We start from the raw sequence: 9,494 nt of genomic DNA, 5'->3' as shown, positions 1-9,494 counted from the left end.
CCCGTACGTCGTGAAGCCTGCCCCCGCGTACACCGCCGCCCGCATCGGCTGCCCCCGGGGCGCGTACCCCGCGGACTCCATCGCCGCCCACGCGCACTCCAGGAGCGCCCGGTGCTGCGGATCCATCTGCTCCGCCTCACGCGCCGGGTACCCGAAGAACGCCGCGTCGAAGCCCTCCGCGTCCTCCAGCACCCCCGCCGCGGTGATCCACTCATCGCCCTGCGGCAACCCCAGCCGCTCCCGGCCCGCCGCGTCCAGCCGGGTGATGGAGTCCACCCCGCCCACCAGGTTGCGCCAGTACTGGCGCGCGTCCTCCGCCCCCGGAAAGCGCAGCGCCAACCCCACCACCGCCACCGCCATGGGCGCGTCCTCGTCCCCGGCGTCCGTTGCGGCCTCGTTCGCGTGGTCCATGGCTCCCGAGCCTGCCAGGGAAGCCCGAAAACCGGGGGACGCCGAAGCCCGCCTGCTCGCCCTGGCGCGGTCAGCCTTGACGCGGTAGTTCTATTTTCCTCAATTTGCAGCAAATCCAGAATCCGGAGCAGCCCACCATGAGCACACAGAGCGCAGTCCCCTCGCCCATGGAGGCGCGGCTGGCCGGGTACTGGCAGGAGCTGCTGGGGGTGGACGCCGTGCGGCCGGAGGACCACTTCCTGGAGGTGGGGGGCAACTCGCTGCTGGCCACGATGCTGGCCAACCGCATCGAGGACGACCTGGGCCTCCAGGTGGGAATGGTGGACCTGTTCAACACGCTGAGCGCCGTGGCCGCCGTCTGCGAGCGCCTCCAGCAGGAGACCGAGGCCACCGGCTGACGCGCCTTGAAGCGTGGCCGCAAGACGACGGGACGGGCGGGTGGACGGGGCTTGCCTCTTTTCCCCCCGCCCCCGGTTGGGCTAGCAGGGAGGCCATGCCCATCCTCGCCCTCGTCCGTCACGGTCAGTCCCTCTGGAACCTTGAGAACCGCTTCACCGGCTTCGTGGACGTGCCCCTCACCGAGCAGGGCCGCGCCGAAGCCCGCAAGGCCGCCGACGCCCTCCAGGACGTGAAGTTCGACGTCGCCTACACTTCCGCCCTCAGCCGGGCGCAGCAGACGCTGGCCATCCTGTTGGAGGCGCTGAGGCAGACCCCACCCGTCATCCGCGACGCGGCCCTCAACGAGCGCCACTACGGCGACCTGCAGGGCCTCAACAAGGCGGACGCCGCCAAGGAGTTCGGCGAGAAGCAGGTCCACGTCTGGCGCCGCTCCTTTGACGTGCCGCCCCCCAACGGCGAGTCCCTGGAGATGACCGCCAAGCGCGTGCTGCCCTTCTTCGACCGGGCCATCGCGGGCGACCTGCGCCAGGGCAAGAACGTGCTCGTCGTGGCGCACGGCAACTCCAACCGCTCCCTGGTGATGCGCCTGGACAAGCTGTCCGGAGAGACGGTGGTGGGCCTGGAGCTCGCCACCGGCGTGCCGCTCGTCTACGAGATTGGCGCCGACGGACAGGTCGTCTCCAAGCGAGGCTGAGCCGCCCTGACGGCAGGGCCTTCCTGGGGAAGATGGGAGGGGGCTTGAATGAGCGGCCTTCTTGCCCGTCAGATGGGACGAAGCACGAACACCCCCAAGGATGCACACCATGAAGGCCCTGACCCTCGCCGTCGTCCTGCTCTCCTCCGCCGCGGCCCTGGCCCAGACGGCGCCCACAACGGCGGAATCAGTCACCATCTCTGGCGGCGCCGAGTTCCGCCGCCCGCCGCCCCCGGGCCAGTCCACGCCGCGCCCGGGACCGATGCCGCAGCCGATGCCGATGCCGGTGCCCTCGCGCAACCAGGTCGTCGTCGACCGTGAGCAGGTGGAGCGTCGCATCAACCGGCTGGAGAACGCGCTGCGCGACGCGATGTCCCGCACGAAGGACTCCAAGGGCCGCGAGAGCATTCGCAACGCCATGGAGGAGCTGGACAAGCTGAGCGAGTACGTGGACGCCGCCGCGCCGGTGGTGGTCAACCACCCGGCGCCGCTGCCGCCCCCTCCGCCGCCGGTCGTCCGGCCCATCTCGGACGTGCAGTTCCGCAACATCACCGCGGCGATGGTGCGCGAGTCCTTCCCGCGCGAGAAGCTGCGCATCCTGTCCCAGGTGGCCCCGAACGAGAACTTCCTCGTGACGCACATCCTGTCCGTGCTGGGGCAGTTCAACTTCTCCAACGACAAGCTGGAGGTGGTGCGCCTGATGCGGCCCACGCTGCTGGATCCGCAGAACGGCTACCAGCTGTACCAGGCGTTCCCCTTCTCCAACGACAAGCAGCAGCTGCAGGCCATCCTCGACAGCGGCGGGCGCTACTAGCCTTCCCGCGTCACCGGAGCGCGGACCAGATGGTCCGCGCTTCCTGCGAGTCCGCGGTGGCGTGGACGCTGGCCAGCACCCGTCCTTCCGCGTCCAGCGCCAGGACATAGGGGGTTTCGCTGGGAGAGAGGCCCAGGGCCTTGGCCATGTCACCGTTCTTGTCCAGCCAGGTGTCCTGCCAGTAGGACTGAGGCACCTGGCCCTTCGCCTTGCCGCGCGCGGTGCCCTCGCTGACGAAGAACGGCAGCTTGAGGGCAAGGAGCGACTGGCGGTGTACCGAGTCCGAGACGTGCTGGTCCGCCGCGTCGAACCATCCGCGCATCTGGGCGCCCGCGTCCTTGTTGGTGATGACGACCAGCAGCGTGGGACGGCCCTTCAACTCCTCGCTCGCGTGCTTCCCGTTCGTCAGGTCGCGCGCGGAGAACTCGGGCAGCGACTGTCCCTGGGAAGGCAGCGCGAACGCGCCCGGAGCCGTGAGCAGTACCCCCGCGAGCGCTGACACCGTGAGAATGGAGCGTCCCCGTCGCGAGCCTCTGGATTGGCGAGCCATGAGAGGACAAGTGTTCACGCGGATGCGGATCCCCTAGCGCCCGGAATGCCTGCGCACGCCCGGCAGCCTGCCCTGCGTGGGGATCCGGTAACGTCAGCGCCCCCCTTTCTCTTCGTACCGGGAGTCCCCCCTTGAGAACCGTCTCCCTCGCCCTGCTCCTGCTGCCTCTGACGGGTGGCGCGGCCGTGAAGAGCATCTCCACCGTGGCCGACCTCCAGACCGCGCTTTCGTCCGCGAAGGCCGGGGATGAGCTCGTCCTGGAGGACGGCACGTACACCGTCAACGCGAACCTCAACTGCGCCGCGGAGGGCACCCAGGCCGCGCCCATCATCGTGCGCGCGAAGAACCGCCACGCGGCCGTCGTGCGCTTCAACGCGCAGGAGGGCTTCAAGGTGTCCGGCCGGTACTGGACCTTCGACGGGCTCACGGTGGAGGGCATCTGCGCGAACGACCAGACCTGTGAGCACGCCTTCCACGTCACCGGCCACGCGGAGAACTTCGTCCTGCGCAACAGCCGCGTGCGCGACTTCAACGCGCAGCTCAAGGTGAACGCGTCGAAGAACGCCGGCGGCGTGTGGGAGATCCCGCACCGGGGCCTCATCGAGAACAACGAAATCTACGACACGCACGCGCGCGCGACGGGCACGCCCGTCACCAAGCTGAACATCGACACGGGCGACGACTGGGTGGTCCGCGACAACGAACTGCATGACTTCTCCAAGCAGGGCGGCATCTCCTACGGCGCCTTCATGAAGAGCGGCGGCAACCGCGGCCTCTTCGAGCGCAACCGCGTCCTGTGCGTGAAGGACCAGCCCGCGGGGGACACGCGCATCGGTCTGTCGTTTGGCGGAGGCGGAACCGGGAACGAGTTCTGCGCGCCAGCCTTCGACCCGACCGTGCCGTGCTCGCCGGAGCACAAGGACGGAATCATCCGCGACAACATCGTGGCGAACTGCTCGGACGTCGCGGTGTACCTGAACAAGGCCGCGAACACGCGCGTGCTGTTCAACACGTTCGTCGGCACGACGGGCGTGGACTACCGCTACGCCGAGTCCACCGGCGAGGCCATCGGCAACGTCCTGACGGGCGTCATCCGCAACCGTGACAGCGCCACCGGCACCCAGAGCACGAACCGCTCGAACGTGGCCACCAACACGTTCGCGTCCTGGTACGTGGCGCCGCTCAAGGGGGACCTGACGGTCAAGGGCGACGTGTCGTCGCTCATCGGCGCGGCCCCGAGGAACACGCTGGCGCCGGAGGACTTCTGCGCGCGCGCCCGGCCCGCCTCGGCCACGCTGGGAGCCCTGGAGCACTCGCTGGGTGACTGCCCCGCGAACACGGGCGGCGGCACGGACGCGGGCACCGGCGGAACCACGGACGCGGGCACCGGCGTGGATGCGGGCACCGGCACGGACGCGGGCACCGGCACCACGGACGCGGGCGTCGTTCCGGACGCGGGCCCGGGCCCGGAGCAGGAGCCGCCGGACGAGGATGACGGCGGTTGCACCGCGAGCCCTGGCCTGCTGCCCGCGCTCCTCGGGCTGCTCGTGCCCCTGGCCCTGCGCCGGCGCGCCCGTCGCTAGCGGAGGCCTGGCGAGGCGGCTGGAGACCCCAGCCGCTTCGCTCCCTCACCCGCGCGCTTTAGAACGCGGTGGAGACGAACAGCCCCGGGCGGATGGCCAGGATGCCACCCACCACGAGCGCCAGCGACACCAGCGTGCCCACCAGCGGCAGCACGTAGCCGGGCGGCGTGCGCCGGCGGTTCGCGGACAGGGGGCCCTGGATGGCGCCCACCGCGAGGATCATCATCACGATGTGCCCGATGAGCGCCGGGTAGTACCCGCGCGTCAGCAGCACGCCAATGCCCACGAGCAACTGCAGCTGCATGAAGCCGGAGTAGGACGCGCCGATGATGCGCCCCACCTTGTCGAACGGGCGCTTCGTGGCGACCGCGAACGCGAAGAACGCGAGCGCGATGACACCGGACAACAGCACCAGGTAGCGAAGACCCGAGTGGAGATGGAAGAAGAAGGTCATGGACGCGAGGGTTTAGCACCCGCCGGGCGGGGCGCGACGTTTCCTGCAAGCTACGACGGGTCCGGCTTGGGCGTGCGCTTCGTGCTGGGGGGCAGGGGCGGCGCTGAGATGCGCTCGGTGGGGGGCAGCTCGCCCGTGAGGCTCTTGAGGAAGGCCACCAGGTCGTCCACCTCGCCGTCCTTCAGCGTGCGGCCCAGCTGGTAGCGGCCCATCAGGCGCACCATGGTGGGCAGGTCCTTCACGCTTCCGTCGTGCAGGTAGGGCCCGGTCATCTCCACGTTGCGCAGGGTGGGCACGCGGAAGTAGCCCCGGTCGTCCTCGTTCTTCGTCGCGTCGAAGCGGCCCGCGTCCGTGAGGGCCGGGTACGCCTCCACCAGCCCCAGCTTCTGGAACGAAGAGCCGCCCACCGCCGGGCCGTTGTGGCACGTGGTGCAGCCGGTGGTGACGAAGGCCTCCAGGCCGCGCTGCTCCTGCGCGCTCAGGGCCACGTGCTCCCCCGCGAGGAAGCGGTCGAAGCGCGACGGCGTGGTGAGCGTGCGCTCGAAGGCGGCCAGCGCCCGGGCGGCGTTCGCCAGCGTGACGGGCTTGCCCCCCTTGGGGAAGGCGGTGCGGAAGCGCGTGCTGTACTCGGGGATGGAGGACAGCGTGGCCTCGACGCGCTTCGCGTCCGGCATGGCCATCTCCACCGGGTTCATCATCGGCCCTTCCGCCTGGGCCTCCAGCGTGGCGGCGCGCCCGTCCCAGAACTGCGCGATGTAATGGGCCGCGTTGTAGACGGTGGGCGAGTTGCGGCTGCCCTTCTGCTTCTTGTGACCTTCCGACAGCGCCTTGTTGTCCACGCCGAAGGTGTCGAGTCCGTGGCAGCTGTTGCAGGACACGTCGTGGTTCTTCGACAGGCGGGGCTCGTGGAAGAGCATGCGCCCCAGGGCCACCTGCTCCGCGGTGTCGTCGGGCAGCGGCGCCTGGTTGCGAGGCGCCTGGAAGAAGTGCGACGCCAGCTTCGCCACCGCCGCGGCATCCGGTGCCGTGGGCTTCGGAGCCTGCTCCGCCACGGGAGCGGGCGCGGCCGGCTTCGCCTCCGGAGCCTTGTCTGGGGAGCGCTCACAACCGGCGAACAAGCCCGTTCCCATCACAGACAGGGTGAACCCGAGCAGCAATCGATTTCGCGTCATGTGAAGAGCCTCCCGGATGCGGCGCGGAGCGCACCGTACCAGTGCCCCGGGCGGCTGGCGTCGCGACAGAACGTCGCACCCACGGCGCGGCCTTTCCCATTCCATCAGTCTGGCAGCGCCTGCCCGGACGGCGGCCCGGCGGACGCGGCCCGAGCCTTCTGCGGAACAATCCCCGCGCCGCTACCTCTTCTTCAAGGTCTCGGTTACACGCAGTGGCGCATCCGCCAGGAAGCGGGGCGCCACGGAGGACGGCGGATGCAGGATGGAGACGCGGGCGGCAAGGGGCGGGAGGTGGACGTGCTCGTCTGCCGCAAGTGCCTGACGAAGAGCGCCCGGAGCGGAGGGCAGGACCTGCCACGCTGGCTCCAGGGGGAGCTGGCCGAGAAGGGCCTCGCCGGCCAGGTGCGCGTCACGCCCACCGGATGCATGAACCAGTGCCCGCGCCGGCAGGTCACCGTGCTCGTCTCCGACTCCGATGATCCCGAAGGCCGCCTGCTGCTGGTGGAGCCCCGGCTGCAGCGCGACCTGCTGCTGAAGTTCGTGGAGCGCCGCGCGCGCCCGGACGCTCCCTCCGCCACGCCCGGCGACGGCGACGCTCCGGGGGGGCAGGAGCACCTCGGTGATGAACCGGTCCACGAGGAACGAGGCCAGTAGCCCCGTCGCGGTGCCAGCGGTGTCCCACGCCAGGTCCTTCACGGAGAAGACGCTGCCGCGAGCCTTGTCGTACACCTCCTTGCCCAACCCCACGCCCAATCCCAGTCCCACGCCGGTGAGCGCACGCGCGCCCGGTGAATCGAAGAGGACGGCGCCGGCCCCGTAGCCCACGCCCGTGGCCGCCGCGCACGCCGCGAAGTGTTTGGGCTTGTCGCTGCCAAACCAGTCATCACCGGACGCGGCGCGGCCAGAGGCCGGAACGGCGAGGAGCACGAGGGCGGCGAGCGTGGAACGGGCGGACATGCATCCATCCTGTAGCATCCTCCGCACGGGACGCGACCTGGGCTGAGAGTGAAAATCCGGCGCGTTTCCACGCCTGCCGACCCCCACGGTTGGTGCGTTTTGGAGACGAGGCCCGCACGTGAGCTTATGCTCGGACCGTTTTGAAAGGCTTCGGTCCCTCTCTCAACTTCCGGCAGACCCGGCACCCCGCGTTGGATGGCGCGCGAGGACTGGCCGTGCTCGCCATGGTGATGGGTCACACGCTGGACGCGCTGCTGGCGCCCGCGTTCCGGGACCACCCGTGGATCCAGGAGTACTGGAAGGTCCGGGGCATCACCGCGCCGCTGTTCCTGCTGGTGAGCGGCTGGGCGGTGGTGATGGCGCTGGGCACGAAGCCGGGTGCCGCGAAGGACTCCTTTGGCCGCCGGTTCCGCCGCGCGCTGCTGCTGCTCTTCCTGGGCTACCTGCTGCACTGGCCGGGCTGGGGCGCGGTGCGCGAGCTGGGCTTCTCCGACGCCATGCTGCGCAAGGTGTTCCAGTTCGACGCGCTCCAGTGCATTGGCGCGGCGCTGCTCCTGGGCGCGATGGCGCTGGTGGTGACGCCGCACCGGGGCGCCCGGGCGCTGCTGCTGGGCGGGTTGGCGGTGGGCATCCCCCTGGCGAGCGTCGGGATGTGGGACGCGGGCGCGCACCTGCCGGTGCCGCTGCAGCAGTTCATTGGCAATGGGGAGGGCAGCCGCTTCCCGTTCTTCCCCTGGGCGGGCTTCTTCTTCGCGGGCGCGTTCGCCGCGCACGCCCTTCACCTGCTCAAGCCGGGCCTGCCGCAGGGCTTCTCACTGCTCGCGCTGGGCGGAGCGCTGCTGGCGCTCACCCGTTGGGTGCCCGTGGAGTGGACGCCCACCAGTCCCACGATGGTGATGTACCGCGTGGCGCAGGGCCTGCTGGTGATGGGCGTCGTGAACCTGCTGCCGCAGCGTGTGAGCGGCCTGCTTGCGCCGCTGGGACGGCTGTCGCTGTGGATCTACGTGCTGCACCTGCCGGTGGTGTACGGCTGGGCGGACATCGCGGGCCTCGCGCAGCGCATCGGTCCCCGGCTGGGCATCGCGGCGGCGCTGGGTACCTCCGTGGCACTGCTGGTGGGCTGCTACCTCATCGCCCGGATGGGCCGCTGGGTCCGCGAGCAGGCCCGTCCCTGGCGCGCCGGCTCCACGACGCTGAACGCCAGCGTCGGCACCGCGCGCCTGGGCCAGTAGCCGCCTTCAGCCCTCGGAGCCGGTGCGCGGCAGCTTCGCGGGCGGCTCGGTCGCGTTGCCACGCGCCACCAGCTCACGCGTCACGGCCTCCAGTGCGTTGATGCGGCGGCCCGCGCGGCCCCGGGCCCACGTCGCCACCTCCGGCGCCTTGAGCAGCTCCACCGCCTGCTCCACGCCGCCCGCCTTGCCCTTGAGCGCCCGCGCGGTCACCAGCCGCACGTTGCGCGCGGCCCTGCGCGTCAGGCCGCTGCTCCACAGCAGGTCCAGGGCGAACGAGGTCCACACCGTCAGCTCGTCGTCCGGGCGCAGGAACGCCTCGAAGCGGGCCAGCGCATCGGCGCGCGGTTCACCGGCGCGCAGCTCCTCCTCCGGCAGCTCCACGTGCAGCGACGTGCTGTACGCGAGCGGCTGCTCCGGCGCGATGACCGCCTCGAAGCGCTCGCCCGTGGCGTAGCGGACCGCCACCAGGTGCACCAGCTCCGGCGGGATGCCCGCCTCCAGCGGGTGCGCGTTCGCCTCCGCGTAGAAGAGGACCAGCCGGTCCGCGGCATCCGCCAGCGAGCGCAGCTCCAGCGGCGGGCGCCACTCGCCCTTGTAGATGCGGCGGCGGTTGGGCCCGGTGCGCGTCTCCTGGCGCTCCAGCTGCGTGTCCACCATGAACTCGAACGCGCCCAGCATGCGGTCGAAGTACTCGGGCTTGCCCTCCAGCTGGCCGAGGATTTCCGCCACCGCCTCGATGGTGGAGACGCAGTGGTCCGCCGGCTCCGCGCGGATGCGGTAGTTGCTCGGGCGGCGCGGCACGAAGCCGATGCGCGGCAGCGCCGCGAGCACCGGGTTGCGCATCACCACCTTCTTCGCCTGCGGCCAGGTACCGTCCACGACGATGAGCGTCTCTGGAGGGTTCGCCTGTGCCTCCTCCACGGAGATGGCGTCCTCGCCCGGGAAGAGCACCGCGACGCGCTCGGGGTTCTTCGCCAGCTCCTCCAGCCGCGCGTGGCCGGTGAAGTCCACGCCCCGGTGCAGCTCCGAGTTGGTCAGTGACAGGTGCGCCATGCGCGCCGTGCCAATGGCCACGCGCCGCTCCCGCGGGTGCTGGAGGAACACCACGCGCGTGCGCGTCTGGAGCTGGGGGACATGCGCGCAGTAGCACGCGCTTTCAGGACGCAGACACCGGATGCAGAAGGTACGCACGCCCGGCCCTTTATCACGGCCCCGCCCCGCCCTGCCC

Annotated in this window: 11 protein-coding genes; 5 read left to right on the top strand and 6 right to left on the bottom strand. The window is 70.7% G+C overall.

From position 1 onward, the window contains the following. The coding region (locus tag D7X99_RS40425) for a beta-ketoacyl synthase N-terminal-like domain-containing protein (protein WP_304997998.1) at positions 1-411 on the bottom strand (411 nt) is incomplete at its 3' end. Positions 412-548: 137 nt separating this feature from the next. Here D7X99_RS40425 and D7X99_RS40420 point away from each other — a divergent pair. The 3 genes from D7X99_RS40420 to D7X99_RS40410 all read left to right on the top strand — a co-directional run bounded on the left by D7X99_RS40420 (position 549) and on the right by D7X99_RS40410 (position 2,318). Continuing rightward, on the top strand, positions 549-809 hold the full coding sequence (locus D7X99_RS40420) for a phosphopantetheine-binding protein (RefSeq protein WP_120600146.1): 261 nt from the start codon (positions 549-551) through the stop codon (positions 807-809). Between the two features lie 95 nt (positions 810-904). Further along, positions 905-1,504: a 2,3-diphosphoglycerate-dependent phosphoglycerate mutase gene (locus D7X99_RS40415; RefSeq protein ID WP_121782389.1), complete on the top strand. Its 600-nt coding sequence runs from the start codon at positions 905-907 to the stop codon at positions 1,502-1,504. 109 nt (positions 1,505-1,613) lie between these two features. Beyond that, a complete protein-coding gene (locus tag D7X99_RS40410) occupies positions 1,614-2,318 on the top strand; it encodes a DUF4476 domain-containing protein (protein ID WP_158627157.1) in 705 nt (234 codons plus the stop codon). Between the two features lie 10 nt (positions 2,319-2,328). Here the strand turns inward: D7X99_RS40410 and D7X99_RS40405 are convergent, their stop codons facing one another. Further along, positions 2,329-2,820 (bottom strand): hypothetical protein, encoded by a 492-nt coding sequence (locus D7X99_RS40405; protein WP_121782387.1) that lies wholly within the window; start codon positions 2,818-2,820, stop codon positions 2,329-2,331. 179 nt (positions 2,821-2,999) lie between these two features. Here D7X99_RS40405 and D7X99_RS40400 point away from each other — a divergent pair, with 179 nt between their 5' ends. Next, positions 3,000-4,451, top strand: coding sequence for a chondroitinase-B domain-containing protein (locus D7X99_RS40400; protein ID WP_121782386.1), 1,452 nt, complete (start codon positions 3,000-3,002; stop codon positions 4,449-4,451). A gap of 58 nt (positions 4,452-4,509) precedes the next feature. On the opposite strand, the gene D7X99_RS40395 is transcribed toward D7X99_RS40400, so the two are convergent. The 3 genes from D7X99_RS40395 to D7X99_RS43320 all read right to left on the bottom strand — a co-directional run bounded on the left by D7X99_RS40395 (position 4,510) and on the right by D7X99_RS43320 (position 7,034). Further along, on the bottom strand, positions 4,510-4,905 hold the full coding sequence (locus tag D7X99_RS40395) for a hypothetical protein (protein ID WP_120600141.1): 396 nt from the start codon (positions 4,903-4,905) through the stop codon (positions 4,510-4,512). Between the two features lie 50 nt (positions 4,906-4,955). Further along, positions 4,956-6,077 (bottom strand): cytochrome-c peroxidase, encoded by a 1,122-nt coding sequence (locus D7X99_RS40390; protein WP_121782385.1) that lies wholly within the window; start codon positions 6,075-6,077, stop codon positions 4,956-4,958. A gap of 180 nt (positions 6,078-6,257) precedes the next feature. Next, positions 6,258-7,034 carry a hypothetical protein gene (locus tag D7X99_RS43320; RefSeq protein WP_199756427.1) on the bottom strand — a complete coding sequence of 259 codons (777 nt, stop codon included), beginning with the start codon at positions 7,032-7,034 and terminating at the stop codon, positions 6,258-6,260. Positions 7,035-7,174: 140 nt separating this feature from the next. On the opposite strand from D7X99_RS43320, the gene D7X99_RS40375 reads away from it, so the two are divergent. Continuing rightward, the gene (locus tag D7X99_RS40375; RefSeq protein ID WP_233614157.1) at positions 7,175-8,266 is read left to right on the top strand and encodes an acyltransferase family protein; all 1,092 of its coding nucleotides are present in this window, start codon (positions 7,175-7,177) and stop codon (positions 8,264-8,266) included. A gap of 6 nt (positions 8,267-8,272) precedes the next feature. Here D7X99_RS40375 and D7X99_RS40370 read toward each other — a convergent pair whose 3' ends face one another. Next, on the bottom strand, positions 8,273-9,457 hold the full coding sequence (locus tag D7X99_RS40370; protein WP_121782384.1) for a tRNA-uridine aminocarboxypropyltransferase: 1,185 nt from the start codon (positions 9,455-9,457) through the stop codon (positions 8,273-8,275). Positions 9,458-9,494 lie beyond the last annotated feature (37 nt).

This window comes from Corallococcus sp. AB032C, assembly GCF_003668935.1.
GTDB classification, from domain to species: domain Bacteria; phylum Myxococcota; class Myxococcia; order Myxococcales; family Myxococcaceae; genus Corallococcus; species Corallococcus exiguus.
Note: the sequence above shows the minus strand (reverse complement) of the source record. Positions and strands in the feature narration are given on the sequence as shown.

Excerpts from the sequence above, each read along its gene's own strand:
- D7X99_RS40390 (WP_121782385.1), bottom strand. The coding sequence starts at position 6,077 with ATGACGCGAAATCGATTGCTGCTCGGGTTCACCCTGTCTGTGATGGGA.
- D7X99_RS43320 (WP_199756427.1), bottom strand. The coding sequence starts at position 7,034 with ATGTCCGCCCGTTCCACGCTCGCCGCCCTCGTGCTCCTCGCCGTTCCG.
- D7X99_RS40420 (WP_120600146.1), top strand. The coding sequence starts at position 549 with ATGAGCACACAGAGCGCAGTCCCCTCGCCCATGGAGGCGCGGCTGGCC.
- D7X99_RS40395 (WP_120600141.1), bottom strand. The coding sequence starts at position 4,905 with ATGACCTTCTTCTTCCATCTCCACTCGGGTCTTCGCTACCTGGTGCTG.
- D7X99_RS40410 (WP_158627157.1), top strand. The coding sequence starts at position 1,614 with ATGAAGGCCCTGACCCTCGCCGTCGTCCTGCTCTCCTCCGCCGCGGCC.
- D7X99_RS40415 (WP_121782389.1), top strand. The coding sequence starts at position 905 with ATGCCCATCCTCGCCCTCGTCCGTCACGGTCAGTCCCTCTGGAACCTT.